Annotated in this window: 26 protein-coding genes; 14 read left to right on the top strand and 12 right to left on the bottom strand. The window is 59.0% G+C overall.

From position 1 onward, the window contains the following. Nucleotides 1–132 precede the first annotated feature (132 nt). The 4 genes from secY to gdhA all read left to right on the top strand — a co-directional run bounded on the left by secY (nt 133) and on the right by gdhA (nt 4,572). Complete coding sequence (gene secY / locus ACZ1JW_RS01630; RefSeq protein ID WP_465141724.1) at nt 133–1,500, top strand: preprotein translocase subunit SecY; 1,368 nt, start codon at nt 133–135, stop codon at nt 1,498–1,500. A 30-nt stretch (nt 1,501–1,530) separates the two neighbouring features. After that, complete coding sequence (locus ACZ1JW_RS01625) at nt 1,531–2,181, top strand: adenylate kinase (protein WP_144902001.1); 651 nt, start codon at nt 1,531–1,533, stop codon at nt 2,179–2,181. Between the two features lie 45 nt (nt 2,182–2,226). Continuing rightward, nucleotides 2,227–3,033: an SRPBCC family protein gene (locus ACZ1JW_RS01620; RefSeq protein ID WP_465141723.1), complete on the top strand. Its 807-nt coding sequence runs from the start codon at nt 2,227–2,229 to the stop codon at nt 3,031–3,033. Nucleotides 3,034–3,216: 183 nt separating this feature from the next. Next, nucleotides 3,217–4,572: an NADP-specific glutamate dehydrogenase gene (gdhA, locus tag ACZ1JW_RS01615; RefSeq protein WP_465125175.1), complete on the top strand. Its 1,356-nt coding sequence runs from the start codon at nt 3,217–3,219 to the stop codon at nt 4,570–4,572. Between the two features lie 68 nt (nt 4,573–4,640). On the opposite strand, the gene ACZ1JW_RS01610 is transcribed toward gdhA, so the two are convergent. Next, complete coding sequence (locus tag ACZ1JW_RS01610) at nt 4,641–5,024, bottom strand: hypothetical protein (RefSeq protein WP_465141722.1); 384 nt, start codon at nt 5,022–5,024, stop codon at nt 4,641–4,643. A 10-nt stretch (nt 5,025–5,034) separates the two neighbouring features. Next, complete coding sequence (locus tag ACZ1JW_RS01605; RefSeq protein WP_465141721.1) at nt 5,035–5,844, bottom strand: helix-turn-helix domain-containing protein; 810 nt, start codon at nt 5,842–5,844, stop codon at nt 5,035–5,037. A 370-nt stretch (nt 5,845–6,214) separates the two neighbouring features. Between ACZ1JW_RS01605 and recA the strand changes: the two genes are divergently transcribed. The 5 genes from recA to ACZ1JW_RS01580 all read left to right on the top strand — a co-directional run bounded on the left by recA (nt 6,215) and on the right by ACZ1JW_RS01580 (nt 12,062). Then, nucleotides 6,215–7,285 carry a recombinase RecA gene (gene recA / locus ACZ1JW_RS01600; protein ID WP_144901993.1) on the top strand — a complete coding sequence of 357 codons (1,071 nt, stop codon included), beginning with the start codon at nt 6,215–6,217 and terminating at the stop codon, nt 7,283–7,285. Between the two features lie 150 nt (nt 7,286–7,435). After that, complete coding sequence (locus ACZ1JW_RS01595) at nt 7,436–8,062, top strand: glutathione S-transferase family protein (protein ID WP_465141720.1); 627 nt, start codon at nt 7,436–7,438, stop codon at nt 8,060–8,062. A gap of 4 nt (nt 8,063–8,066) precedes the next feature. Next, nucleotides 8,067–8,882: a class I SAM-dependent methyltransferase gene (locus ACZ1JW_RS01590; protein ID WP_465141719.1), complete on the top strand. Its 816-nt coding sequence runs from the start codon at nt 8,067–8,069 to the stop codon at nt 8,880–8,882. 52 nt (nt 8,883–8,934) lie between these two features. Continuing rightward, nucleotides 8,935–11,580 carry an alanine--tRNA ligase gene (gene alaS / locus ACZ1JW_RS01585; RefSeq protein WP_465141718.1) on the top strand — a complete coding sequence of 882 codons (2,646 nt, stop codon included), beginning with the start codon at nt 8,935–8,937 and terminating at the stop codon, nt 11,578–11,580. Next, nucleotides 11,580–12,062, top strand: coding sequence for a hypothetical protein (locus ACZ1JW_RS01580; protein ID WP_465141717.1), 483 nt, complete (start codon nt 11,580–11,582; stop codon nt 12,060–12,062). The genes alaS and ACZ1JW_RS01580 overlap by 1 nt, the downstream gene beginning before the upstream one ends. Nucleotides 12,063–12,065: 3 nt before the next feature. On the opposite strand, the gene ACZ1JW_RS01575 is transcribed toward ACZ1JW_RS01580, so the two are convergent. Then, nucleotides 12,066–13,850, bottom strand: a complete 1,785-nt coding sequence (locus tag ACZ1JW_RS01575) for a cation:proton antiporter domain-containing protein (protein WP_465141716.1) — start codon at nt 13,848–13,850, stop codon at nt 12,066–12,068. 112 nt (nt 13,851–13,962) lie between these two features. Further along, nucleotides 13,963–15,186 carry an NADP-dependent isocitrate dehydrogenase gene (locus ACZ1JW_RS01570; protein ID WP_465125183.1) on the bottom strand — a complete coding sequence of 408 codons (1,224 nt, stop codon included), beginning with the start codon at nt 15,184–15,186 and terminating at the stop codon, nt 13,963–13,965. Nucleotides 15,187–15,383: 197 nt separating this feature from the next. On the opposite strand from ACZ1JW_RS01570, the gene ACZ1JW_RS01565 reads away from it, so the two are divergent. Beyond that, on the top strand, nt 15,384–16,148 hold the full coding sequence (locus tag ACZ1JW_RS01565; protein WP_465141715.1) for a crotonase/enoyl-CoA hydratase family protein: 765 nt from the start codon (nt 15,384–15,386) through the stop codon (nt 16,146–16,148). Nucleotides 16,149–16,388: 240 nt separating this feature from the next. On the opposite strand, the gene ACZ1JW_RS01560 is transcribed toward ACZ1JW_RS01565, so the two are convergent. The 3 genes from ACZ1JW_RS01560 to ACZ1JW_RS01550 all read right to left on the bottom strand — a co-directional run bounded on the left by ACZ1JW_RS01560 (nt 16,389) and on the right by ACZ1JW_RS01550 (nt 18,963). Next, the gene (locus ACZ1JW_RS01560; RefSeq protein WP_465141714.1) at nt 16,389–16,700 is read right to left on the bottom strand and encodes a hypothetical protein; all 312 of its coding nucleotides are present in this window, start codon (nt 16,698–16,700) and stop codon (nt 16,389–16,391) included. An 877-nt stretch (nt 16,701–17,577) separates the two neighbouring features. After that, nucleotides 17,578–18,003 (bottom strand): hypothetical protein, encoded by a 426-nt coding sequence (locus ACZ1JW_RS01555; protein WP_465141713.1) that lies wholly within the window; start codon nt 18,001–18,003, stop codon nt 17,578–17,580. A 69-nt stretch (nt 18,004–18,072) separates the two neighbouring features. Continuing rightward, a complete protein-coding gene (locus ACZ1JW_RS01550; protein ID WP_465141712.1) occupies nt 18,073–18,963 on the bottom strand; it encodes a hypothetical protein in 891 nt (296 codons plus the stop codon). Nucleotides 18,964–19,121: 158 nt separating this feature from the next. Between ACZ1JW_RS01550 and ACZ1JW_RS01545 the strand changes: the two genes are divergently transcribed. Together ACZ1JW_RS01545 and ACZ1JW_RS01540 are read left to right on the top strand one after the other, a co-directional pair. After that, nucleotides 19,122–19,862, top strand: a complete 741-nt coding sequence (locus ACZ1JW_RS01545; RefSeq protein WP_465141711.1) for a hypothetical protein — start codon at nt 19,122–19,124, stop codon at nt 19,860–19,862. 67 nt (nt 19,863–19,929) lie between these two features. Then, nucleotides 19,930–20,595: an ATP-binding protein gene (locus tag ACZ1JW_RS01540; RefSeq protein ID WP_465141710.1), complete on the top strand. Its 666-nt coding sequence runs from the start codon at nt 19,930–19,932 to the stop codon at nt 20,593–20,595. Between the two features lie 104 nt (nt 20,596–20,699). On the opposite strand, the gene ACZ1JW_RS01535 is transcribed toward ACZ1JW_RS01540, so the two are convergent. Then, nucleotides 20,700–21,008: a DUF6626 family protein gene (locus ACZ1JW_RS01535; RefSeq protein ID WP_465141709.1), complete on the bottom strand. Its 309-nt coding sequence runs from the start codon at nt 21,006–21,008 to the stop codon at nt 20,700–20,702. A 738-nt stretch (nt 21,009–21,746) separates the two neighbouring features. On the opposite strand from ACZ1JW_RS01535, the gene ACZ1JW_RS01530 reads away from it, so the two are divergent. Next, complete coding sequence (locus tag ACZ1JW_RS01530; protein ID WP_465141708.1) at nt 21,747–22,313, top strand: tyrosine-type recombinase/integrase; 567 nt, start codon at nt 21,747–21,749, stop codon at nt 22,311–22,313. A 268-nt stretch (nt 22,314–22,581) separates the two neighbouring features. On the opposite strand, the gene ACZ1JW_RS01525 is transcribed toward ACZ1JW_RS01530, so the two are convergent. Beyond that, nucleotides 22,582–23,187 (bottom strand): hypothetical protein, encoded by a 606-nt coding sequence (locus tag ACZ1JW_RS01525; protein WP_465141707.1) that lies wholly within the window; start codon nt 23,185–23,187, stop codon nt 22,582–22,584. 78 nt (nt 23,188–23,265) lie between these two features. Further along, nucleotides 23,266–23,571 (bottom strand): hypothetical protein, encoded by a 306-nt coding sequence (locus ACZ1JW_RS01520; RefSeq protein WP_465141706.1) that lies wholly within the window; start codon nt 23,569–23,571, stop codon nt 23,266–23,268. A 238-nt stretch (nt 23,572–23,809) separates the two neighbouring features. On the opposite strand from ACZ1JW_RS01520, the gene ACZ1JW_RS01515 reads away from it, so the two are divergent. Beyond that, nucleotides 23,810–23,914: a hypothetical protein gene (locus ACZ1JW_RS01515; protein WP_465141705.1), complete on the top strand. Its 105-nt coding sequence runs from the start codon at nt 23,810–23,812 to the stop codon at nt 23,912–23,914. A 7-nt stretch (nt 23,915–23,921) separates the two neighbouring features. On the opposite strand, the gene ACZ1JW_RS01510 is transcribed toward ACZ1JW_RS01515, so the two are convergent. Continuing rightward, a complete protein-coding gene (locus tag ACZ1JW_RS01510) occupies nt 23,922–24,398 on the bottom strand; it encodes a hypothetical protein (protein WP_465142828.1) in 477 nt (158 codons plus the stop codon). Between the two features lie 320 nt (nt 24,399–24,718). Then, nucleotides 24,719–25,093 (bottom strand): hypothetical protein, encoded by a 375-nt coding sequence (locus ACZ1JW_RS01505; protein WP_465141704.1) that lies wholly within the window; start codon nt 25,091–25,093, stop codon nt 24,719–24,721. Nucleotides 25,094–25,399 lie beyond the last annotated feature (306 nt).

The following is a 25,399-nucleotide window of genomic DNA, read 5'->3' as shown; positions in this document are numbered from 1 at the left end:
CCCGCCAGTCGGGCGGGGATTTCGGCATTGCAGGGGTTCGACTTTCGTCGCCCCGCACTATATGGGCTAGCTCAAGACGTCCGAGATACGTGGCCCAGGGCCCGATTTCGCAGCAAGGCTTAGAACCCCGAAATGGCATCACGCGCCGATAACATCGCCAGCAACCTCAATCTGGCCAACTTCTCCAAGGCAACCGAGCTCAAGAAGCGCATCTGGTTCACGGTGGGCGCGCTCATCGTCTTCCGGTTTCTCAGCTTCGTGCCGCTGCCCGGCGTAAATCCGCTGATCATGGAGACGCTTTACGACCAGACCCGCGGCGGCGTTCTCGATATCTTCAACGCGTTCTCCGGCGGTTCGCTCGAACGCATGAGCCTCATCGCACTGGGCGTCATGCCCTATATCACCGCGTCGATCGTGGTGCAGCTTGCCGCCTCGCTTCACCCCGCGCTTGCCGCGATGAAGAAGGAAGGCGAAAGCGGGCGCAAGAAGCTCAACCAGTACACGCGCTATGGCGCAGTGCTGCTGACCGCGATCCAGGGCTGGGTGCTCGCCTCCGGGCTTGAAGCATACGGCGCGTCGAGCGGTCTGCAGGCGGTGGTAAATCCGGGCCTCCTCTTCCGTGTCGGAGCGGTCATCTCGTTGATCGGCGGCACCATGTTCCTGCTGTGGCTGGGCGAGCAGATCACCTCGCGCGGGATCGGCAACGGCGTTTCGCTGATCATCATGGCCGGCATCGTCGCGCAGCTGCCGAAGTTCTTCGGCAACCTGTTCGAAGGCGGCCGCACCGGCTCGATCTCGCCGTTCCTGATCGTGGGCATCGTGATCATGCTGATCGGCCTTGTGCTTGCGATTTGCTTCTTCGAGCGTGCGACGCGGCGGCTGCTGATCCAGTATCCCAAGCGTGCAACGCAGCGCGGCATGATGAATGCCGACCGCAGTCACCTGCCGCTGAAGCTCAACACCGCAGGCGTGATCCCGCCGATCTTCGCCAGCTCGCTGCTGCTGCTGCCGCTGACCATCACGCAGTTCGCCGGCAAGTCGATCTCGCCCGACACCACAATGGGGCAGGTGATCGTCTCGCTGAACCAGTACCTTGGGCACGGCAAGCCGCTCTACATGCTGTTCTATGCGCTCGGGATCATCTTCTTTTCGTTCTTCTACACCGCCGTGGTGTTCAACCCGGAAGAGACGGCCGAGAACCTCAAGAAGAATGGCGGGTTCATTCCCGGCATCCGTCCGGGCAAGAACACCCAGACCTACTTAGACTATGTGCTAACTCGCATCACCGTGCTGGGTGCGGCATACATCACCGTGGTCTGCGTCGTGCCGGAATTCATCATGGCGGAGACAGGCATGGGCACGCTGTTCTTCGGCGGCACCAGCCTGCTGATCGTGGTCAACGTCACGGTCGACACCATTACCCAGATCCAGTCGCACTTGCTGGCGCACCAGTATGGCGACCTGATCAAGAAGGCGAAACTGAAGGGACGGCTGCGCTGAGGGCAGCAGCTGCATGAGGGGAGCGATTTCGTGAACATCATCCTGTTGGGGCCTCCGGGCGCGGGCAAGGGCACGCAGGCCCAGCGTCTGGTCGAACGCCATGGCATGAAGCAGCTCTCCACGGGCGACATGCTCCGTGCGGCGGTCAAGGCTCAGACGCCGGTCGGCCTCAAGGCCAAGGCCGTGATGGAAGCGGGTCAGCTCGTTTCGGACGAGATCGTCTCGGCCCTGATCGGTGATGAACTCGATGCGCTGGCCGAGGGCCAGGGCGCGATCTTCGATGGCTATCCCCGCACCGCCCCGCAGGCGGAATCGCTCGAGGCGATCCTGGCGAGCCGCGGCAAGAAGCTTGACTACGTGATCGAGCTCGACGTGAACGAGGATGCGCTCGTCGAGCGCATCACCGGGCGTTACACCTGCGCCACCTGCGGCAAGGGCTATCACGACACGTTCGAGAAGCCTGCTGTCGAAGGTACCTGCGACAAGTGCGGCGGTCACGAGTTCAAGCGCCGTCCCGACGACAACGAGGAAACCGTGCGCACCCGCATGGCCGAATATCGTGCCAAGACCGCGCCGATCCTGCCGATCTACGAAGCGCAGGGCATCGTCAGCCGGGTTGATGGCATGGCGGACATGGATGAGGTCACGGCAGCCATTGAGGCAATCCTCGGCAAGCGCTAACACGCAGGCGTGACCCGCCCGTCCCGGTGCGGGCGGAGGCGCGTGATGGCCAAGGTCCTGAAATTCCTGACGGCGGGGCTTGGCGGCCTCGCCGTTGTTGCGTCTGCTCCCGCTCGCGCCGAAGTGACGACGCGGACTGACGTAGGGTTCGTCGTGCGGGTGACTGCAGAGGTCGCCGCGAGCCCCGCCGATGCGTGGAAGGCCTTCACCACGCCATCGCTGTGGTGGAACCCACAGCACACCTTTTCGGGCGAGTCCGTGAACCTGGCCATGGACCCTTCAGCCAACGGGTGCTTCTGCGAGAAGCTGCCGGTGCCCAAGGGCGCGCCAGCGACGCAGAAGCCGGGGTCGGTGATGCACATGCGGGTGGTCTATGCCGAGCCCTACCGGGCGCTGCGGCTCGTCGGTGGATTGGGTCCGCTGCAGTCCGAGGCGGTCAACGGCACGATGACAGTGACGTTCAAGCCGGTCGACGGGAGTGGCGGCAAGACCACGCGGATCCTGTGGGAGTACGTGGTCGGCGGTTTCATGCGCTACAAGACCGAAACGATCTCCGGCGCGGTCGACAAGGTGCTGACCGAGCAGATTGCGGGTCTTTCCAAGCTGATCGGTCCGGCGGTGATGCAGGCTGCGCCGGCAGCTGTAGTGCCCGAAGCAACGCCTGAGCCAAAGGTGCCCGATGCTGCGTCCGAACCGCCTGCGATGAAGCAGGAGCCTGTCGGCGAGGATGCGCCGACCTACACGCCCGATCCCAACAGGGACGACGCGGCCGCTGCGGAATCGGTCAAATCGGCACTGGATGGCCTGTTCAAGAAGAAGGTCGAGGACGACCGACTCCCGCCAGGGCGCTAGACAGGCTTCAAGGTGCGCTTCGCCGCTTTCCCGTAGCGCAAAACCCGCTAATCTCTCTTCCACAACAGCGCGACTCGGGGCTTGGCCGAAGTCGTGCAGACACGGGCCGCACCCAGCGAATCCTGGCCGCCATTCCGGCAGCCGCATCGGGAGCCAAAAGGCTCCGATCAGGGGGAGAGTACCGTGGCCGTTTCCGATCATGTTGACCTGCCGACTTTCATGGAAGGCGTGAAGAAGCGTAATCCCTACCAGCCCGAATTCGTCCAGGCGGTGCAGGAGGTTGCCGAAGACATCTTCGAGTTCATGCAGGACAAGGAAGAGTACCACTCGCAGCAGATCCTGCGCCGCATCGCCGAGCCGGACCGCGTGGTGTCCTTTCGCGTCTGCTGGGAAGACGACAAGGGCAACATCCGCGTGCAGCGCGGGTGGCGCGTGCAGAACAACAACGCGATCGGCCCCTACAAGGGCGGCATCCGTTTCCACCCATCGGTGACCGAATCGGTCCTGAAGTTCCTCGCCTTCGAGCAGACCTTCAAGAACGCGCTGACCGGCCTGCCGATGGGCGGCGGCAAGGGCGGATCGAACTTCAATCCCAAGGGCAAGAGCGTGCGCGAGATCATGCGCTTCTGCCAGTCGTTCATGACCGAACTCTATCGCCATATCGGTGCCGACGTCGACGTTCCGGCAGGCGACATCGGCGTGGGCGGGCGCGAGATCGGCTTCATGTTCGGCCAGTACAAGCGCATCACCAACAACTTCACCGGCGTGCTAACCGGCAAGGGCCTGGAATGGGGCGGCTCGCTGATCCGCACCGAGGCGACTGGCTATGGCGCAGTCTACTTCCTTGCCAACATGCTCGCCACCAAGGGCGAGGACCTGACCGGCAAGACGGCGGTGATCTCGGGCTCGGGCAACGTGGCGACCCATGCGGCCGAGAAGATCGTCCAGCTGGGCGGCAAGGTGCTGACCCTCTCGGATTCAGGGGGCTACATCCACGATCCTGATGGCATCGACCAGGAGAAGATCGACTGGGTCAAGACCCACAAGACCCATCGCCGCGGCCGCATTGAGGAATATGTCGAGGCCTTCCCGAAGGCGACGTTCGTGGCAGGCAAGACGCCGTGGGGCGTGCCATGTGACGTGGCATTGCCGTGCGCCACGCAGAACGAGCTGCTGGGCGACGATGCGCGCATGCTGATCGCCAATGGCTGCAAGGCGGTGGCCGAGGGCGCGAACATGCCGACCGACCTTGACGGCGTGCACGTGTTCAAGGCGGCCAAGATCCTCTATGCGCCGGGCAAGGCCTCGAATGCGGGTGGCGTTGCCGTCTCCGGCCTCGAAATGAGCCAGAACTCCGAGCGCCGTTCCTGGAAGGAAGAGGAACTCCAGCAGATGCTCAAGGACATCATGGCCGGCATCCACAAGTCCTGCCTTGCCTATGGCGACCAGGGCGGCGGGTACATTGATTACGTGAAGGGTGCCAATATCGCCGGCTTCAAGAAGGTGGCCGATGCGATGCTGGCGTTCGGCGTGGTGTAGCGCACCGGCGCTTTGCGCATGATGAGATGAACACGGGCCCGGGGCAAGTCTTCGGGCCCGTTGTCGTTTCAGTCCTCGAACTCTGTGGCAATCCGCGCGAGGCAGCGCAGGAACGCGGCGAACACGGCGCCCGGTAGCGTGGTGGCATTCTGCGAGTAGCCGCTGTGAATCCCGGCAAGTGCAACCTTGGCGATATGCGTCTTCGAGGATTCGAAGCGCGATGCGGCAATTTCGAGGCAATCCGGAATCGCGGCAAAGGCAGCGGCTTCGTGCTCGCCCGCGGCATAGCGGCGGAGCGCATCGGCGATCCTGCGCGGATCAATTCCCGGAGCCGTGATCGCGAAGCGTTGTTCGCCCAGCACGATATCACACAGTTCGGCAGCCCCCGACTCCATGCCGTGCTGGTCGTTGCGCTCGACGCTTTCGGCCATCTTGAGCAGACGGCTGCGCAAGTTGGCGATGCTAATGATCTGCCCCGCCTGCGGCGGCGGCGAGAAGGTCGGCCACGGGAGAGACTTCCTGCAAGGCATATCCTGACGATCCATGGCTCGTGATCCTGATGCTGGGTTTCAATTTGGCTCTGAGGCCGGAGATGAGGACCTGGAGGGACTTCGGCGAGATCGGGCGATGCACAGACCTTCCGGTTGCGGCGAGCCTCTGGTTGCGAACGGGCGATCCCCTGGCTGCTACAAGCAACGACAGGATCTTTGCTTCGCGGCCGAGAAGGGGCGTGACGACGTAATGCTGAAGGTGCAGCTCACGCACCTCGCGCAGCAGTTCGTCGGTCTGCCGCTGACCCATGCGGGCGAGAATGGCCTCGATGCGGGCCTGTCCTTCCGGCGTGGACATGCCGACATCGAACACGTCATCGAAACCGACGTTGAGAATCTGCGCACGTACTCTTGGTCTGGCATCACGCAGCAGGGCAATCTTGGCCTTGCCCTTCAGCAACGGGCGATAGATGCGCATGAACTTGCGGATGCGGACCGGATCGCTTCCCACAACGAAGATAACGCTGTAGGCCTGACGCCCGTCATCGGTGTAAGCCGTGTAGTCGTCGGTGATGCGAAAGACTTGTGCCGTTTCGCAAAAGGCTGCGGCACAGGCCACTTCCATCGGCGGAGCGCCGTTTCCAAAATGAAGAATCCTTGCGGCCACCCCTACAGTGTGGCTCTGCCTTGCGGTCAGGAATTGATCTTCGGAACTCCAGGCCGAATCCGCCGCGCGCAGCTTCGTAGACGTCTTGCGCCTTCGGTCGCTATTGAAAGGCATGTTACTATAACTTTCGATATATCTAGAGATATACTTATAGATATGCGTTAGCCTTGCAATTGCGATCAATGGTTAACGGACCGGACGTGGGCCGAGTCGCCAGCTATGGGGGGTGGAGAGCCCTTTGCGACGTTGAAATGAGGGTGCCGCGTCGGTGGCATGGTGGATGCGGCGGTTCTCCGGGCCGTGTGAGGCACACATGACGGGTTGCTTGTCGGCCGGGAAAAGCGTCTGGCGATAAGTGTTTGCGATAACGTGCTTCCAGAACGGAGCGATTTTTTCGTTCCCCTCTTGTTCTAATGGAACACAACAAGTACATAACCCTTGTTGACGGCTCATGTCAGCCAACTCTAGCAAGGGAAACGAAGCCATGGCGGCTCAGCTCAAGCTCATCGAGGAAGGTAAGATCAAGGACATGGATCGTCAGAAGGCGCTCGACGCGGCCCTTGCGCAGATTGACCGCGCGTTCGGCAAGGGGTCGGCAATGAAGCTGGGCTCGAAGGAAGCGATGCAGGTGGAAGCGATCTCCACCGGATCGCTCGGGCTCGATATCGCGCTCGGCGTGGGCGGATTGCCGCGCGGCCGCGTGATCGAGGTTTACGGGCCGGAAAGTTCGGGCAAGACCACGCTCGCGCTGCACGTGATTGCCGAGGCGCAGAAGAATGGCGGCACCGCTGCCTTCATCGACGCCGAACACGCGCTTGACCCGGTCTATGCCCGCAAGCTGGGCGTGGACATCGACAACCTGATCGTCTCGCAGCCTGATACGGGCGAACAGGCGCTGGAAATAACCGACACGCTGGTGCGCTCCAACGCGATCGACGTGCTGGTGGTGGACTCGGTGGCAGCGCTCGTGCCGCGTGCCGAAATCGAAGGCGAGATGGGCGACAGCCACGTCGGTCTCCAGGCCCGCCTGATGAGCCAGTCGCTGCGCAAGCTGACCGGCTCGATCAGCCGCTCGCGCTGCATGGTGATCTTCATCAACCAGCTGCGCATGAAGATCGGCGTGATGTACGGCAACCCCGAGACGACGACGGGCGGCAACGCGCTCAAGTTCTACGCTTCGGTCCGCCTCGACATCCGCCGCACCGGGCAGATCAAGGACCGTGACGAGATCGTCGGCAACGCCACGCGCGTGAAGGTGGTCAAGAACAAGGTTGCCCCGCCGTTCAAGCAGGTCGAATTCGACATCATGTATGGCGAGGGCATTTCCAAGATCGGCGAGATTCTCGATCTCGGCGTCAAGGCCGGGCTTGTCGAGAAGTCCGGCGCCTGGTTCAGCTATGACTCCATTCGCATCGGGCAGGGGCGTGAGAACGCCAAGAACTTCCTGCGCGAGAACCGTGAACTTTGCGACCGGTTGGAAGCTGCGATCCGTGGCCGCACCGACAAGGTTGCCGAAGGTCTGATGGTCGGTCCGGACGCGGACGACGACGTCTGATCTTCAAGGCGGCGGGCCTGCAGCCTCCATCCGCACCCGCCTGCCACACCAAAGAGCCCGCGCATTCCCCGGCAGGAATGGGCGGGCTTTTTGTTTGCGTTCTGATGGTTGGCGTTTAACCTTGCGGTTAATCCAACAGGAGTCCCGACCATGTCGATCATCGTTCACCACCTCAACAACAGCCGTTCGCAGCGCGTCCTGTGGCTGCTCGAGGAACTGGGCGTGGATTACGAGATCCGCCACTACCAGCGTGATACCGTCACCAATCTCGCGCCGCCCGAACTGAAGGCGGTGCATCCCCTGGGCAAGTCGCCGCTGCTCGAGATCGATGGCCGGGTGATCGAGGAATCAGGCGCGATCGTGCAGGTGCTGTGCGAGCGTTATGGCAATGGCGCGTGGTTGCCTGCTGCCGGCTCCGACGAGGCGCTGCGCCATCTCGAATTGATGCACTTCGCCGAAGGCTCGGCGATGACGCCTATTCTCCTCCAGCTTTACACCTCGCGCCTTGGCGATGCTGCGGAACCGTTGAAGCCGCGCATCGACGAGCAACTGGCTGCGCACTTCGGCTACATGGAACAGATCCTGCGCCCCTCCGGGCACTTCATCGGTGACGACTGGACCGGGGCGGACGTGATGCTGAGCTTCCCGGCAGAGATCGCAGTGATGAACGGCGCAGGCGCGCACTTCCCCAAGCTCGCGGCCTTCGTCGCTGCCGTCCATGCGCGTCCCGCGTGGCAGCGGGCCCGCGAGAAGGGCGGCGCCTACTTCGGGATGTGATGCGATGACGAATGCAGGGGACTGGCAGGGCACCGTCGGGCGGAGCTGGGCGGCGGAATGGCGGCGGACCGACGTCAGCTTTTCCGAGCTTACCCCCGCATTGCTTTCTGCCATCGCGGCCGAGCAGGGGAGTGACGTCGTCGATATCGGCTGTGGTGCGGGCGAACTGGCCTTGGCCGTCGCGGCGGCGAGACCTCAGGCACGGGTGACGGGAATCGATATTTCGCCGGACCTGATCGACGCGGCCTCGGAGCGCGCCTCTGCTGCGAACCTTTCGTTCGAACTGGCCGATGCGAGCACGTGGCAGCCGCGCAGCAGGCCAGATCTGCTGGTGTCGCGGCATGGGGTGATGTTCTTCACCGATCCGCCGCACGCCTTTGCCCATCTTGCAGCGGTTTCTGCGCCGGGGGCCCGCATCGTGTTCTCATGCTTCCGTTCCGCAGCGCAGAACGAGTGGGCCGCGGCGATTGCCGACCTTCTGCCGAGGTCAGAGCCGCCACCGCTACAACCGTTCGCGCCCGGGCCCTTTGCCTTCGCGCAGCCAGAGCACGTGCGGCGCTGCATGGCAGGGTGGCGCGACCTTGCATTCACGGCGGTCGATTTCGACTACATCGCCGGGACGGGCGCGGATGCCGTGGGCGAGGCGATGGCGCTGTTTCGCCGAATCGGTCCGGCAGCGGCTGCGTTGCGAACCCTGCCCGAAGAGCAGCGCGAAGAGGTCGCCAAACGTCTTCAAGACCTTGTCGAAGCGCATCATCGCGAGGGGCATGTCGCGTTTCGGGCAGCGGCATGGCTGGTAACGGGCACATCCGATCACTGAGATGGATGAAACGTGCTTGTAGCGCGCCGAACGCTCGCCTAATCGGCCTTTCATGACTTCGACGAACGAAATCCGCCGCTCCTTCCTCGAATACTTCGGCTCGAACGGGCACGATGTGGTGCAGTCTGCGCCGCTGGTGCCGTACAACGACCCGACGCTGATGTTCACCAACGCGGGGATGGTGCCGTTCAAGAACGTGTTCACGGGCCTCGAAACCCGTGCGACCCCACGCGCCACCTCATCGCAGAAGTGCGTGCGCGCAGGCGGCAAGCACAACGATCTCGACAATGTGGGCTACACCGCGCGGCACCACACCTTCTTCGAGATGCTCGGCAATTTCTCGTTCGGCGATTACTTCAAGGAGCAGGCGATCACGCATGCGTGGACGCTGCTGACGCGCGAATGGGGTCTGCCCAAGGACAAGTTGCTCGCCACGGTCTATCACACCGACGACGAGGCGTTCGAGCTGTGGAAGAAGATCGCAGGCCTGCCCGAGGATCGCATCATCCGCATCGCCACCAAGGACAACTTCTGGGCGATGGGCGATGACGGTCCGTGCGGACCATGCTCGGAAATCTTCTTCGACCATGGCGACCACATCTGGGGCGGCCCTCCGGGATCGCCTGAGGAAGACGGCGACCGCTTCATCGAGATCTGGAACCTCGTGTTCATGCAGTTCGAGCAGACGGCGGGCGAGATCACCGGCAGCCTGCCCAAGCCGAGCATCGACACCGGCATGGGTCTGGAGCGCATCGCTGCCGTGCTGCAATGCGAGCACGACAACTATGACACCGACACCTTCAAGGCGCTGATCGCCGCGTCCGAGAGCCTGACCGCGGTCAAGGCCGAAGGCGAGCAGCGTGCGAGCCATCGCGTAATCGCCGACCACTTGCGCTCGACCAGCTTCCTGCTGGCCGATGGCGTGCTGCCTTCGAACGAAGGGCGCGGCTATGTGCTGCGCCGGATCATGCGCCGCGCCATGCGGCATGCCCACCTGCTGGGCGCGAAGGACCCGCTGATGCATCGCCTGGTGCCCGCGCTGGTGGCCGAGATGGGCGCTGCCTATCCCGAGCTTGGCCGCGCGCAGCCGCTGATCGAGGAAACCCTGCTGCGCGAGGAAGTGCAGTTCCGCCGCACGCTGTCAAACGGCATCAAGCTGCTCGACGAAGCGACCGCGACGCTGGGCGAGGGCGACAATCTGCCCGGCGACACCGCGTTCAAACTCTACGACACCTTCGGTTTCCCCTATGACCTGACCGAGGACGCCCTGCGCGCTCGCGGCATCGCGGTGGATCGCGAAGGCTTCGACGCGGCGATGGCGCAGCAGAAGGCGGCAGCGCGCGCGGCTTGGAAGGGATCGGGTCAGGCGGCGGACAGCGAAGTCTGGTTCGACATCGCCGAACGCGTCGGCGCGACCGAGTTCACCGGCTACACCGCCACCACTGGCGAGGCGCAGGTTGTGGCGCTGGTTCGCGACGGCAAGGAAGTCGATAGTGCGGCTGCGGGTGACAGCGTGACCGTCATCGTCAACCAGACGCCGTTCTATGGCGAGAGCGGCGGTCAGACCGGCGATGCCGGGACGATCACAGGCGCTGACGGGCTGGTGCTGCAGGTGAGCGATACGGCCAAGCCGCTTGGCCGCCTCCATGCGCACAACGCGACGGTCGCGTCGGGTGCCGTGAAGGTCGGCGATGTGGTCAAGCTCGATATCGATGTCGAGCGGCGCGATGCGATCCGTGCCAACCATTCGGCAACGCATTTGCTCCATGCGGCGCTGCGTCACCGGCTTGGCGGCCATGTGACCCAGAAGGGCTCGCTCGTCGCGGCCGATCGCCTGCGTTTCGACTTCTCGCAGCCGACGGCACTTACGTCTGAGGACATTGCAGCGATCGAAGCCGAAGTGAATGCCGAAATCCGCGCCAACGAGCCGGTTACCACGCGCCTGATGAGCCCCGATGAGGCCATCGAAGCAGGCGCCATGGCGCTGTTCGGCGAGAAGTATGGCGATGAAGTGCGCGTGCTGAGCATGGGGCGCGTGGCGGACAAGCACTACTCGGTCGAACTGTGCGGCGGCACCCACGTGCGCGCACTGGGCGACATCGGCGTGTTCCGTATCGTCAGCGAAAGCGCGGTCTCTTCGGGCGTGCGCCGCATCGAGGCGCTGACCGGCGAGGGTGCGCGGCAGTGGTTCGTGGCGCGCGAGGATGCGCTGAAGAACACCGCCTCGATCCTCCGCACGACGCCCGAAGACGTGGAAGCCCGCGTCACCGCGCTGATGGACGAGCGCAAGAAGCTCGAACGCGAACTCGCCGAGGCGAAGAAGGCGCTGGCGCTCGGCGGTGGCTCGGCCAAGGCCGAGAATGCCGACGAGGACGTGGGCGGCGTGAAGTTCTCTGGGCAAGTGCTCGACGGGCTCGACCCCAAGGAACTGCGCGGACTGCTCGATCAGGCCAAGCAGCGGCTTGGTTCTGGCGTGGCGGTGATCGTCGCGGTGAACGAGGGCAAAGCTTCCATCGCGGCTGCGGTGACCGAGGATCTAGTCGGCAAGGTCAGCGCGGTCGATCTCGTCCGCGCGGGCGTCGAAGCGCTCGGCGGCAAGGGTGGCGGTGGCCGCCCGGACATGGCGCAGGGCGGCGGGCCTGATGGGGCGAAGGCGGCTGAGGCCATTGCGGCGGCAAAGGCCGTGCTGGCGGGGTGATGTCACGCAAGACCGCCGAAATTGTCCGCTATCTTGCCGGATGGACTGGCGGTCTGCTGTGGATGACAGTCTCTACGTTCCCTACCTTCGGTGGTGTTGCCAAACGCGATGTGCGGTGCCGTGGAAGGGTGTTCGAGGGCATTGATGACTGCTTCCCTGACATGTTGCCGCTCCTCGAGATACTCGCGCCGTTTGCAGCGCTCACACTGCTTTGGCTTTTCCTGCGCTTTTCTTTCACTTTGTGGGCGCCAGAGGTTGCCGTTCGCACACTTGGCTGGAAGCTGGCAGGGAAGAGCGGACGCAGTGGATATTTCCCGCTTCTGCAGATGATGGCACTGGCAGGATCGGCATGGTCTCTGTGGCGAGCGACCACCTATCCGTTCGACGCGGTTACGCTGCCCTACTTGCTGACATGGGTCTTGTTCTCAGCGTGGTTCATAGCTGGGGCTTTGGTCTCAGTGAAACCATCAACTGAGCCGTAAGCATCAACCCGCCCGTTCCCGCAGCGAGGCCGACTTCAGCTTCGGCAGAGAGTTCAGTTCGCCTTCTTCCTTGATCTTCTGGCGGAATTCGTCGCGCTTTTCGTGGATCGAGGCGATGACCGGGCCCATCGGGAAGCCGAGGTCGACCAGTACCGCTTCTGACAGTTGCAGCGAGCTTTCGAGGGTTTCGGGCACGGCGTGGCTGGCGCCTGCCTTGTAGAGTTCGGCGGCGTGGCTGGCGTCGCGCGCGCGGACGATGATCGGCAGGTCGGGATGGGCCGAGCGCAACCGCTTGACCATGCGCAGGATCAGGACCGGTTCGTCCATCGTCAGGATCATCGCGCGGGCACCGTCGAGGCCGAGGCGGGAGATCGCGGCTTCGCTGTCGACATTGCCGAACAGCACCGGCAGCCCGTCCTTGCGCGCGGCCTTGACGATGGAGGGGTTACTATCGATCCCGAGCCAGCTTGCGCCGTGCACGGTCAGCATGTCGGAGATCAGGCGACCCACGCGGCCGAAGCCCATGACCACGACGCGTTCGCCTTCGGGCAGTTCGACCGGGACCGATTGGCCCGCATCGGCACTTTCGCGGTTGAGCCGGCCTGCCCAGGTCTCGCCCAGCTTGGCCAGCATGGGTGTGATCGTCAGGCCGATGGCGGTGACGATCTGCCAGAACTGTGCGGTCTCGCGGTCGATCAGGGCGGCTTCGGCAGCGGCGGTCAGCACGATCAGGGTGGTCTCTGACGGGCTGGCCATGAGGATGCCGGTTTCGAGCGCGGTGGCGCGGCCCTTGCCCATCAGGCGCAGGGCAAAGCCGGTGACCAGCGCCTTGAGCACGACGACGCCGACCACGGCCAGTGTCAGCGGTCCGATCTGTGCCCAGACCACGCGCAGGTCGATGCCCATGCCGATGGTGATCAGGAAGACGCCCAGCGCGAGGCCCTTGAACGGCTTGGTGATGGCCTCGACTTCGGTGTGGTACTCGGTCTCGGCGATCAGCAGGCCGGCGAGCAGCGCGCCCATGATCGGCGAGAGGCCGACGAGCGAGGTGGACAGGGCCGAGGCGATGACTACCAGCATGGTCGCGGCGAGGAACAGTTCGGGGCTCTTGGTCTGTGCGGCCTGCGCGAAGAGTCGGGGCAGGAGCAGGCGGCCGAACACCAGCAGGGCGGCAACGACCAGCGCTCCGTAGAGCAGCGTCTCGCCGATGCCGGGGCCATGGCCCTGCGCGGCAAGCGGGGCGAGCGCGCCGAGCATGAAGATGATCGGGACGAGCGCGATATCCTCGAACAGCAGCATCGACAGCGCGGCGCGGCCGACCGGCCCCTGCGTGCCAGAGATCGGCAAGACCAGCGCGGTGGAGGACAGGGCGAGGGCAAGGCCGAGGCCGAAGGCGCCGCTGATCTGCAGGCCGGTCGCCATCAGGACCAGAGCGAGCAGCGTGGCCGATACCGCCAGTTCCATGGCGCCGAGGCCGAAGACAAGGCGCCGCATGTCCCACAGGCGGTTGAACGAGAGTTCGAGGCCGATCTCGAACAGCAGGAGGATGATCCCGAATTCGGCGAACGGCGTGATCGCCGCCTGATCGGTTATCGTGACGTGATAGAGCCAGGGGTACTGGCCGACGAGCGAGCCGAGGCCGAAGGGACCGACGGCAAGGCCGACCAGAATGAACCCGATGATCGGGGTGATGCGCAGGCGGGCGAAGGCCGGGATGACGATGCCGGCGGCACCGAGGACAACAAGGACGTCGGAAAGGGCTGTAGTCGGTTCGAGATTGCCTGCCATGCCCGCAGGTTAGGGGAGGGGGCGCGGGGTGTCACCCCCGATAAGGCCCCTCAAAAGCAAAGGGCTCCGGCGTGAACCGGAGCCCTTGCGTTATCGGTTGAAGATCGGGCGCTTAGGCCCAGTTCTTCATTTCCGTTTCGAGGTTCTCGACGATGGCTTCGAAGAACTTCTCGGTGGTCATCCAAGCCTGATCGGGGCCGATGAGCAGCGCGAGGTCCTTGGTCATCTTGCCGCTCTCGACGGTCTCGATGCAGATGCGCTCGAGCGTTTCGGCGAACTTCACGACTTCCGGCGTCTCGTCGAACTTGCCGCGATACATCAGGCCGCGGGTCCAGGCGAAGATCGAGGCGATCGGGTTGGTCGAGGTCTGCTTGCCCTGCTGGTGCTGGCGGTAGTGACGGGTCACCGTGCCGTGCGCAGCTTCGGCTTCGACGGTCTTGCCGTCGGGCGTCATCAGGACCGAGGTCATCAGGCCGAGCGAGCCGAAGCCCTGTGCCACGGTGTCGGACTGGACGTCACCGTCATAGTTCTTGCAGGCCCAGACGAACTTGCCCGACCACTTGAGCGCCGAGGCGACCATGTCGTCGATCAGGCGGTGTTCGTAGCTGATGCCGGCGGCAGCGAACTTTTCCTTGAAGCCTTCGGTGTCGAACACTTCCTGGAACAGGTCCTTGAAGCGGCCGTCATAGGCCTTGAGGATGGTGTTCTTGGTCGACAGGTACACCGGCCAACCCAGGCCAAGGCCATAGTTGAACGAGGCGCGGGCGAAATCGCGGATCGAATCGTCGAGGTTGTACATCGCCATGGCGACGCCGCCCGAAGGATAGTTGAAGACTTCGCGGTCGATCGTCTCGCCGTTGTCGCCTTCCCAGACGAGGCGGAGCTTGCCGGGGCCGGGGACGACGAAATCGGTGGCGCGGTACTGGTCACCGAAGGCGTGACGGCCGACGACGATGGGGTCGGTCCACCCTGGAACCAGGCGCGGCACGTTCTGGATCACGATGGGTTCGCGGAAGACCACGCCGCCCAGGATGTTGCGGATCGTGCCGTTGGGCGACTTCCACATCGACTTGAGGTTGAATTCCTCGACGCGCTGTTCGTCAGGGGTGATCGTGGCGCACTTCACGCCGACGCCGTACTGCTTGATCGCGTTGGCGGAATCGATGGTGATCTGGTCGTCCGTCTCGTCGCGCTTCTGGACTGAGAGGTCGTAGTACTTGAGGTCGATGTCGAGATAGGGGAGGATCAGACGCTCGCGGATCCATTCCCAGATGATGCGGGTCATTTCATCGCCGTCGAGTTCGACGACCGGGTTCTTCACCTTGATCTTCGCCATGTCCGTCCTGTCTTTCAAGCTGGGGAGAGAAATTGCGCTTCCCCTTAGCAGAGGCTTGCAATGGTGCAAGGAGGGCTACCCGCCGATCAGGAGATTCGCGCAATTTTTGGGGCTTTCCACTGGACATCGGCGGGTCGGCAATGCAGATGTTTAAGTGACCGGTTAAGTCCGGGACGAGATCTGTTCGGAGAGATACTATGAGCGAGGCTGAAGTCCTTACCGAAGTCGATGGCAGCGTGCTGATCGTCACCATCAACCGGCCCGACGCAAAGAACGCGATGAACAAGGCCGCTGCCGAAGGTATCTCGGCGGCGATGGACCGGCTGGATGCCGAGGCCGACCTGCGCTGCGCCATTCTCACCGGTGCGGGCGGGACTTTCTGTTCCGGCATGGATCTCAAGGGCTTCCTGCGCGGTGAATCGCCTTCGATCCCGGGGCGCGGCTTCGGTGGGCTTTCGGAATGGACGCCGAAGAAGCCGATCATCGCAGCGGTGGACGGCTATGCTCTGGCGGGCGGCATGGAACTGGCGCTGTCCTGCGACCTTATCGTGGCCAGCGCATCGTCGAAGTTCGGCATTCCCGAAGCCAAGCGCGGGCTTGCAGCAGCGGCTGGCGGCCTGATCAAGCTGCCGCGCCAGATTCCGCCGCGCATCGCGATGGAACTCGCGCTGACAGGTGACTTCATCTCGGCGCAGCGCGCTTATGAACTGGGCTTCATCAACCAGATCGTCGAGGGCCCGTCACTCGATGCGGCCAAGGCTCTGGCAGCAAAGGTTGCCGAGAACGGCCCGCTCGCGCTGATCGCGTCCAAGGGCATCATCCGTGATTCGCACGAATGGACCGAGGCCGAGATGTGGCAGAAGCAGCAGGCCTACATCGCGCCTGTGTTTTCCTCGAGCGATGCCCGCGAGGGTGCGGCGGCGTTTGCCGAAAAGCGCAAGCCGAACTGGCAGGGCAAGTAAGCAGGACCTTGGGGACGGAAGGGGCGGGGGCGCTGCCTGTTGCTCCCGCCTTCCGGGCAGGCCTGGCCCGTGCAGCTTGTCCGGCCAAGAGCCGGATCTCGCCGTGCATGGAGACTCGTGCGGGCAGGAAAGCCGAGCAATTCGGTGTTTCTGAAAACTCGCCCGATCTTTTGCGGGGGGGGGGGGGCAGCCTGAGCATATGCGTGGCGTGGGGCCACGCTTCCCGTCACCAGGCGATATTCAACGCACGATCACTGTGTCGGTTACGTACAGGACCAGATCGTGAAGGCCGAGCTTGTTCAGGAGCGCCAGGTAAGCGCGTGCTGAAGCGGTCTCTTCGAGATATCTGGACCGATAGAATGACCTCGTTCGGTCCTTTCGCGGCTCGAAAATCGCCCGAATGCGGTCGGCGTCACCAGAAACGAGCTCAGCCTTTGAGAAGACTTCTTCCTCGAAACCGCACTGCTTGCAAGCGATCGTGATGCTTTCGGGCTTGTGGGAGAGCTCCGTTTCGAACAGCTGCCGTTTGCGGTATGCATAGGTCGCTGGCATGGCAGATGTCAGCCCGCATTGAACACATCTCGTGTCGGGGCCAAAGCCGATTACGGTATATATTTGCGCCATTTTAATCAGCTAGATAGACTTTCTTGATCGCAAAAGCGATCGGGCTGGCAACAGGCTTCACGTAGAGGCAATGTGGGCATCTGAAGCCATGCTCGGTCGTCATGCCAAGCACCCGCCTCACACGCTTCATTACCAATTGATATGATGAACTCAGTTTGCAACGCGGACATATTTTCTCAGGCGTTCTGAGACTTCCACGAATCAAATGCCATTCTCCGCCTGGCTTTGGCACAAAGGCTCCCCGTCACGTGCTTTACCGAAAGGCGGTAGCCGGGCATCAAAGGTTATGGAAGCAGCCAAAATGGTGCTGTGGTTAGCGCCGTTGTAGCGGGTGGAATGTGCCCGAGGCCGGGCTGAAGCCTATCATGTCCCAGCCAATTTCTGCGACGGTCGGCAGCCTGCCGCCGTTCTGGTTGCAGAGAGCGAAGGCAGATCGCTTGCGCCGCAGGTCCATGTGACAGACCTGTGGAACAGATTGAGCCGGAAGGGATAGCTTGGCTGTCTGCTGGCGTGCTCGCCAACAGCGCCAGCGGATGGCGAGTACGTCTTGCTTTCAGCCTGTCGTGCAACAAAAAACCCCGCCAATGGCGGGGTTTGTTTTGCGATGGTGGGCGTAGCAAGGATTGAACTTGCGACCCCTACGATGTCAATAGTGTTCAACACTTTGATAACGCTATTGAATTTCATCGCTATCACACTGAGGCCATTGTGGGAATGCTTAAAATCACAAGATGGATTTGACCGTGACGAACTCTGTCACATGGTGCTCGGAATCTGGCGATTGTGATGTGATTGTGACCGCTTTTCAGCTGGTTACCTTGCGCTTGGCAGCGCCTGCCAGAGCTGCATCCAACTCCCCAGCAGCGGCAGCCGCGTAGAACGCCTGCAACACGCCGGGAACGTCTGAGAGCTGCTTCACGAACACGGCATTGCCATCTTTGCTGAGTGCCAGTGGCTTGGAGCTGTAGCGACACTGCACATAGTGGCCACCGTCTTGAGCGAAGAACCATGGACGAATCGTGCGCTGGCGCTCTTTGTGAACACGCTCACCCTGATCATCTTTGGACCAGTCAGAAATCGTCACGGTGAACTTTTTGCCTTGAGTCGCAGCTTCGGCAACCTTCAACTGCTGCTCAATGGCCGAGAGCAACTTGTTACGCTTGCTTTGAACCGGGTCGGAAGTGTCTTGGCGCAAGACACTTTTGATCGTCAGTTTGGCGAGATGAGACATCGCATTCTCCTTTTTGAGAATGACTCTGTGACTGGAACCTCCTGATATCGCTACCAAAAATATCCATTCTCAAGCTTTACGCACACGCTCATAAGATTCACGCTGCAAAATGAGCTTCCGGATCCGGGCTGCGTCAAATTTCAGGGCATCACGAGTGGGTGCGTAGCTCGGAAAACAACCTCGAGCAGCATTCTCGGCAATCAGGCGACCACGCAGAAGTGCTCGACTGGTCAGGATTTTTAGTGCGTATTTGCCGTCAACCACGTCTGTTTTGGCTGAGTCAGCTTTAACCGCAAGGTCTGCGCTGTATGTCGGGCTGAGATTGGCCAAAGCTCCGACCTTCCAAAGTGGCAGGCCTGGATTGAAGGCACGGCATTTCAACACTTCCATATAGCGAAGCAGGCTGCCCTCATCATGTTTCTTGCCATGCAGTTTGTATGTCGGCGGCGCGATCCTGAGACGCTTTTGATCATCACCCAAAGCATCCACAATCTGACCGATCTTCTTGAGAATCTGGGTCTTGGTCAGATTAGCGGGAATGGCGACAATCAATGTGTCTTGCCGACCTTCATCCAGCCATTTCCCGTCAAGGTAGGATTTGGTCTCATCGCGGAAGCGTGGCTCTGCATTTGGGCCACTTTGCAATGTGGCGATCTGTCGGACAGTCGGTTTGGAGCCGTGATAGCCGAAGTTATCAATACCACGATCTTGCCACCAATCGGGGAATGATGGGCGCAGGACATCGCCGAGATCGTCGTAGACCTTGAGGACCTTCTCAAAATCGGCGGGAATCTGGGTGCGATGATGATCGTTGAGGTCACCTGTCCTGTATCGTCGTGCCAAGTCATAGCTCGGACTGAGCTGCAGGAACTGAAACCAGAGCAGGTACATGCTCAGCTGCGGCGTCCAGACTCCTTCCTTTCTGAACTGCGCTGGGACCGATTTTCCGGATTTGGTCATTTTTGCCCCTAAAGGTTATCTCACTAAATAAAGAGTCAGCCTGTGAACTGACAGTGAGGATAACTCAATGGTAAACGCCTTTCATCGGCATGCAGATCGCAACGCCGCTGTGACCGACAATTCCGAAGGTCGCTCATCGAAAAAGAAAGGTAATACAAATGGCAATCTCTAATAACCTTGCTCCCGCTGATATGGTGGACCGTCTCAATGATCTCTCGCAGGCTCGTGCTGCGTGGGAAAACGGTGTCTACAAGCAGAGCAGCGCTGAACTCTACACGCTGCTGGATCGTTGCTTCACGCTGCTGGAACAGATGAAGGGCAAGCGTAAGCTGATTAAGGCACTCAACGCACATCTGGATGAGAAGAAGCTCAAGTGGAACAAAGGCACCTCGCTGGCGACCAAGATCGCGCGTTGCGTGTTCGGCACTGATAATCATCGTGTCACTGGCTATGCCCGTGTGCTTCGTGTCGCGGAAGCGGAGAAGGCGGAAAAGGTCAGCTTCATCACCTTCATCACTCACAAGGGCGGCGTTGAAGAGGTTCGCAAGCAGAAGGTCGCTGGCGTTCTCACGAAGGCGGAGCAGGCTAAGCAGGACATCGATTTCGCGGAAGGTCACTTCGTAAAGTCGGCTTCGCTGGTCTCGGGCATCGAGTGCAAGGCGAAGGAAGTGCAGCCTTGTGCAGACACGGGGCTGCAATTTTCGGCAGCGCTGCTGCGTAAGAACAAGGATGGCACGTTCAGCATCGTGTTCGGCTGCAACAAGGAGGCAGTTGTGAACACGCTGCTCGCGGAAGGCGGGAAGATTGCTCACCAAACGCGGTCGCAGCAGGATGCGGACGATGTCCTTCGTCTGTCGAAAGCAGCACGTTCTGCTGCAGTGAACGAAATCGAAGCGTAATTTTGTAAGACACGTGACGAGCATTTGTCTCGTCACATAACCCTCTCATATTTATAAGGAATTATCTATGTTTAATCGCAAGAACCATGAACCCAAGACCATTAATGACCTTGTTATCCCCGATCCTGCAACACGCCAGCGTCTGGAGGATTACGCTTCGGGTGATCGGCCTGGTCACATGATCATGCATGGACCGCGCGGGACTGGAAAGACCTCGGCGGCCAACATCATCAGCAAGCACCACGAAGCCCAAAACGATAACAGCCTGTTCTCACAGGATAACTTCAAATCCTATGAAGGTGCCACCATGACCGAGAAGGACATTCTGAACCTTCCGAACGAATGGGCATGGCGTTCGCAATGTGGAATGCAGCCGCCGACGGTAGTCATCAATGAGTTGGACAAGCTGTCGCCTGCGCTCAAGGAAAAGCTGCAGGCTACGATGGATCAACACAGGGGCGAAGGTCAGATCATTGCGACTACCAATAATCTGCACCAGTTGCCGCTCGCGCTCGAAGACCGTTTCGAATGCATTGAGATGCCGGTACCTTCGCCGGTAGACTTTGAGAGCCGTGCGCGCGCAATTCTTGCTACCTATGACATCAGTCTGAGCGAAGCTGAGCTGAGGAAGGTGCTTGCAACGACAAACGGCAGCTGGCGTGACGTGCAGTCGGCGCTGGAAGACATTGTCCTGAAAAAGGTCCTGAATGCTAAGCGCAAGCCGAAGCCGTAAACCTCGCTATCTTGGCAACATCAAAGCCGCCTTCCCGGCGGCTTTTTTGTGCCTGTTCTCGCAAGGTGTCTGGTGAAAAGAGTCTGGTGCAAGACACTCTCCCATCATGCGTGAACCAGATCCAACTCTACGGCCCCTTCGTTGACGAGCTGATGGCACTTCGCGCTGAGAGCCAGAAATTGCTCTGCAACATGCTGGTGGCGTGGTGATGCCATGATCTTCTCTCCGGCCTTCTGCAATCGGCTGCCGCAGATGGCGATGACGCCCAATGTCGGCTCGGTTTTTTTGAAACGCAAACCGCGAAAATAGCTGTCGCACTGGCCAAGCCAGTCCACACTGAAATCACTTTCGTTCTCGGCAATGCCGCGCTGCTTCAAAAATGCAAAAATATCAAAAATCACGTCTTTATTCATGGTTTTCCTCTCACTGTGATAAATAAACATGTCGGTACGTTGCGAGAGAGGAATGCAATGTATTTATCTGTGGGGCGAGTAATGCATTATCTAGCCAATAATGTGTGAGTCGCTATCTCATAGGGCTCTTATCAATAGCGTCGCGTTTGCCAGCTTGCTGTCGCCAACAGATTTTCGCTTAGCCCGGTCCCGCTAGCTGCAGAGGCGAGACAAAAAGAGCATCAAGTGCGTCTCTCCGCATGAGGTGTGGAGCAGGATAGAGGCCGCGAAAGCGGTTCCCTGCGTTTTCCATGGCGGTAAGTGACTGGCTGCTATGGCGATGCGTTGCGATCAACTCATCACACGTCTGAGGTAACAGCGTAACCCTACCTCCCAAAGTCTGGTACGTGTGCAGTCACTGGTAGAGGCCTCAGTGAATGTCTTTAGCCATAATGTGGGATTAGCCTCATTATGGCTAACCTAGTGAATGCCAGAGCCAAATAGAACATAAAGCCAATTAAAATATTCTATCAAAATCGCGATGCGGATCACGGAATGGAGCAAGGCGAAATTCCTGATCCGATATCGCATGAGAGCGTAAGCTCTCATCTCTGTTTCTCATAAACAAATGCATAAACCTTAACGATGATCGGCTAAGTGATTCTTGGATAACAGGACATTCCACTTGCGGCCTGCATGCCTCCAGCTACTCATAAACATATGATCCCACCCGATCATTTGTTTGTATAGGAGCTGATTTTGGCAAAAGCGAAGGTCCTGACACGCGACGAAATCAAGCGCGTCATGCTGATCGCCGATACCAGCAAAAATGGTCTGCGTGACCGTGTTGCACTGTCGCTGAGCATCCTTGCCGGAATGCGCATCGGTGAGATAGCCGCTCTGACGATAGGCGATGTCAGGGGTCTGGATGGCAAAGCAGTTCAGGTCATTCATCTCAGCAAGCATCAGACGAAGGGAAATCGTGCACGTCGCGTCTTTGTCTCTGACGAGCTGCGCAAACTGCTGAACGCTTATCTAGCAGAGATCAGTCAGCTTGATCCCAGCCGCGCGTTCATTCGCTCAAGCCGCACCGGTGGCCATTTCAGCAATGTCTCGCTGAGCTTGCGCTTCAAAGCGATCTATCTGGCTGCTGGCATCAACACGGGTAGCCATGCTGGGCGCAGGACATTTGCAACGCGGCTGAATGCTGCGGGGATCGGGATGCGGACGATTCAATCCGCACTCGGTCACGCGAACATTCAGACTACGGCCTTGTACTGCGATGTGTCCGACGATCAGTTGGCCAACGCCGTGAACTCGATCTGAGAAAGAGGCAGTGGTGACACAGGCGAGGCAGTGGTGGGTTCTCGTTCGCTACAAAGATGAAGCTGGCGCAGGCTTCGGGCGTCAGTATGTGACTGCATCGCACGCTTAAGAAGCGATACAGATGGAAAATGCGTTCTACGTGAAGCTGCTCATCTCTGAGAGAGCATCTCCTGCTTAACGAGCATCGCTCATTTCAAAGTGACGTGACAAAAATAATCTTTGGTCCTATCATGTCGCCTGGACAAGAATAAATACGCATCTGGTATAGCTAAAATCCGTTCATTCCTTCGATAGCATCATTATAATATTCCTGATATTCGTTCATGGCGACGCGACCCATATCTGCCGTCAAATCGCAGTTATCCATCCTGTATTTGTTTATAACATTATATTGCGCGTTAGCCCTTGCTGGGTCGCCAGATGTCAAATCGCCCTTGTGTGTGTTTTCAAATTTGAGATAAATTTCGTTCAATTCGTCGAGTGGTATATCCGAGTACTTATCAACGATTCCGCGACCAAGAGCTTTGTAAACGGCATATTGATGTTTAAACGAAGAAATCATCAAATCAATTTTTGGATCTAGGTTTCCATGCTTCTTCTCAAGGGAAGCAAAAATTACAACTGTCTTGTTGGCGAAGGAGCAGGAGCCATATTTTTCCAGATCAGCCTTATCCTTTGCATCCATGCTGACTGTTTCGGCAATTGACTTTGATGCGCGAGCGGTCGCACTTGCCGTAGATTGAACGTTTGCAGCATTTGCGACCGACGTAGGTTCAGCTTCTAAACCGCTTTTGTCTGTTTGCGTTGCGCCTCCGCATCCACTCAGCGCCAACGCATTCGCCGCAACCGCAGCCAACATAATCTTATTGCGCATCTGAGCCCCCAAGACGGATGAAATCAACAATCACGTAACACCCTCGTGAATTGACAGCGTTTGTGACCTGTGCCGTTTTTACGAGCCAGCCTTGCATTCGTTACGCATATCAGCATCTTTGATGAAGTCGCATTGTGAACGATCATTTGCCGCTTGCGCACGACATAAATTGCGCAAGTCGCTATTTTGAATGAAATTGCAGTTGCTGGCGTTGCCTTCAGCTCGCGCGCGACAAAAGTTTCGCCGGTCAGCATTCTGGATAAAACTGCACTTGCTCGCATCCTGCGCATGAGCTGTCACAATCACAGCATCAGGTGCCATCATGGCAGCAGATATGAGGATTAATGCAATCGCGCCCGCTACCTTGAGAACCTTATTGGGCATCAGAGCCTCCGGGAATGCTTTCAAATCTGCAAACACGCTAGCCGCGCGCAGCCGAAAAACAAGCGCAAAGCGTCAGATAGTCGCAAAGACTACGCTGCCTATTCAGTTATATGCGTGAAAATCTGAACCATCATATTTCCCGCTGCAGCCAGCAGCGTCCAAGTTTCTGGTTCGTCACACATCAAGTCGCTTAGTCCATAGGACGTTTACGACACGCAAGAACGAACTCGGCATCGGTATGCGCACCATTCAGCAGCTTCTCGGCCACGCTAATATCGCTACCACCGCGCTCTACTGCGATGTGTCAGACGAGCAGCTGGCGAATGCGGCCAATGCGATTTAGGTTATATTCATAGACCCATACATCCCGAAATTGATATATTTGTCCAAGCTGCCGGGTGTCTTATGTGTAGACATTCATTGATATTGCCCGCCTCTGCGCAATCGCGTTTAGCAATGTCATCTTTTTGATAACAGGCATCTTCATATACACGCTGTCTATCCATATAGCATTGGCGTTGCCTGTCATTAATAAGCCCATCATTATTTCCGAATTTTTCATCGCACTGCCGCTCCTCTTCGCGAAGTGCATCCCTTAAATCAGAATATGACATTTCTGTAAGTGATGGCGCTGAACTATTATTAAACATCGGCGTGATCGGTTCAGCTTTTGCGGCAGAACTGTCTGTCTCAACAGGAGCCACATCAGAATTGCCACTTGAGCTTGAGCCGCCGCAGCCACTCAGCGCACTCGCTGCAACAGCAACTAACAGGACCATATTGCGCATCAGATCCCCCACAGCAATCGCTTGCAAAGCTGAAAACACGATAGCTACATGCCGCCGCCAGACAAGCGCAAGGCGCTAACTAGTCATAACGGCTATGACACCAGCTCAAGCAAATACGAGGAAATCTGGACCGTCATTTTGCCCGATACCGCCATTTAAGCGGGAGGCAGCGCTCATGCTGCTGGTTCGTCACACCTCAAGTCACTCAGGCCGCAGGACGTTCGCGACGCGCAAGAAAAATTTCGGCAGTGGAGTGCCGCACCATGCAAACGGTGCGTGCGCTATGACAAATCTCCGGTATTGATAGATTTTCAAACACTATCTGTTTATGAAAAATATTATGTCCAGAATATGGTAATTTACTTTAATTTACCATTGAGCATATATTCATCTTTCTTTTCATCAAGATATTTGTAGCACTTATCCTGAGATGATTTCATATATTGAACATCTGCCTGAGTTGACATATCATTTTTATTTCTATCAAACATATCGTTAAATAATTTAAAATATCCATACTCTAATTTTTCAACATCACTTTTCATAACATTGTATTTTGTGATATCCTTTTCAAGGAATGTTTTGGAGGCAATTCCAAGAGACTCAAAGCTGCGTTGATATCCTTCTTTATTTTTATTGCTCTCATCTAGATTTAGATACAAAGATACGCACATTGCACCTATATCCAAATCATTTTTTCTGTCTTCGGATAGGTCGTGAATGCTAAATTGCATCTGACTTGATGCGTGATTTTTTTTGCTCGGCGCTTTCGCTAGCTGTGCCGCTTCCAGCTTCAGCAGTCACCTCGTCAGACTTGTCGCCTGAGCTAGAGCTTCCGCAAGAGCTCAGCACCATCGCACTCGCTGCAGCAGCCATGAGAAATCTATTGCGCATCACAGCCCCCAAGACGCATGGAAATCATAAGTTACGCTAATTCCTTGCAGCTTCAAGGCAAGTCTTAAGTCGAAATCAGACTTTATGATTATAAGTATAATCGGATAGTCTACAGCAAGAGTGGAATTTGCGTTTCACGCGGAGCG

This window comes from Novosphingobium sp. BL-A-28-Hi1-0D (assembly GCF_055521755.1).
Note: the sequence above shows the minus strand (reverse complement) of the source record. Positions and strands in the feature narration are given on the sequence as shown.

Excerpts from the sequence above, each read along its gene's own strand:
- ACZ1JW_RS01525 (WP_465141707.1), bottom strand. The coding sequence starts at position 23,187 with ATGCGCAATAAGATTATGTTGGCTGCGGTTGCGGCGAATGCGTTGGCG.
- ACZ1JW_RS01580 (WP_465141717.1), top strand. The coding sequence starts at position 11,580 with ATGTCACGCAAGACCGCCGAAATTGTCCGCTATCTTGCCGGATGGACT.
- ACZ1JW_RS01550 (WP_465141712.1), bottom strand. The coding sequence starts at position 18,963 with ATGACCAAATCCGGAAAATCGGTCCCAGCGCAGTTCAGAAAGGAAGGA.
- ACZ1JW_RS01590 (WP_465141719.1), top strand. The coding sequence starts at position 8,067 with ATGACGAATGCAGGGGACTGGCAGGGCACCGTCGGGCGGAGCTGGGCG.
- secY (WP_465141724.1), top strand. The coding sequence starts at position 133 with ATGGCATCACGCGCCGATAACATCGCCAGCAACCTCAATCTGGCCAAC.
- ACZ1JW_RS01605 (WP_465141721.1), bottom strand. The coding sequence starts at position 5,844 with ATGCCTTTCAATAGCGACCGAAGGCGCAAGACGTCTACGAAGCTGCGC.
- ACZ1JW_RS01515 (WP_465141705.1), top strand. The coding sequence starts at position 23,810 with ATGCGCACCATTCAGCAGCTTCTCGGCCACGCTAATATCGCTACCACC.
- recA (WP_144901993.1), top strand. The coding sequence starts at position 6,215 with ATGGCGGCTCAGCTCAAGCTCATCGAGGAAGGTAAGATCAAGGACATG.
- ACZ1JW_RS01540 (WP_465141710.1), top strand. The coding sequence starts at position 19,930 with ATGTTTAATCGCAAGAACCATGAACCCAAGACCATTAATGACCTTGTT.
- ACZ1JW_RS01575 (WP_465141716.1), bottom strand. The coding sequence starts at position 13,850 with ATGGCAGGCAATCTCGAACCGACTACAGCCCTTTCCGACGTCCTTGTT.
- ACZ1JW_RS01570 (WP_465125183.1), bottom strand. The coding sequence starts at position 15,186 with ATGGCGAAGATCAAGGTGAAGAACCCGGTCGTCGAACTCGACGGCGAT.
- ACZ1JW_RS01560 (WP_465141714.1), bottom strand. The coding sequence starts at position 16,700 with ATGCCAGCGACCTATGCATACCGCAAACGGCAGCTGTTCGAAACGGAG.
- ACZ1JW_RS01520 (WP_465141706.1), bottom strand. The coding sequence starts at position 23,571 with ATGCCCAATAAGGTTCTCAAGGTAGCGGGCGCGATTGCATTAATCCTC.
- ACZ1JW_RS01555 (WP_465141713.1), bottom strand. The coding sequence starts at position 18,003 with ATGTCTCATCTCGCCAAACTGACGATCAAAAGTGTCTTGCGCCAAGAC.
- alaS (WP_465141718.1), top strand. The coding sequence starts at position 8,935 with ATGACTTCGACGAACGAAATCCGCCGCTCCTTCCTCGAATACTTCGGC.
- ACZ1JW_RS01595 (WP_465141720.1), top strand. The coding sequence starts at position 7,436 with ATGTCGATCATCGTTCACCACCTCAACAACAGCCGTTCGCAGCGCGTC.
- ACZ1JW_RS01535 (WP_465141709.1), bottom strand. The coding sequence starts at position 21,008 with ATGAATAAAGACGTGATTTTTGATATTTTTGCATTTTTGAAGCAGCGC.
- ACZ1JW_RS01620 (WP_465141723.1), top strand. The coding sequence starts at position 2,227 with ATGGCCAAGGTCCTGAAATTCCTGACGGCGGGGCTTGGCGGCCTCGCC.
- ACZ1JW_RS01545 (WP_465141711.1), top strand. The coding sequence starts at position 19,122 with ATGGCAATCTCTAATAACCTTGCTCCCGCTGATATGGTGGACCGTCTC.
- ACZ1JW_RS01505 (WP_465141704.1), bottom strand. The coding sequence starts at position 25,093 with ATGCAATTTAGCATTCACGACCTATCCGAAGACAGAAAAAATGATTTG.
- ACZ1JW_RS01565 (WP_465141715.1), top strand. The coding sequence starts at position 15,384 with ATGAGCGAGGCTGAAGTCCTTACCGAAGTCGATGGCAGCGTGCTGATC.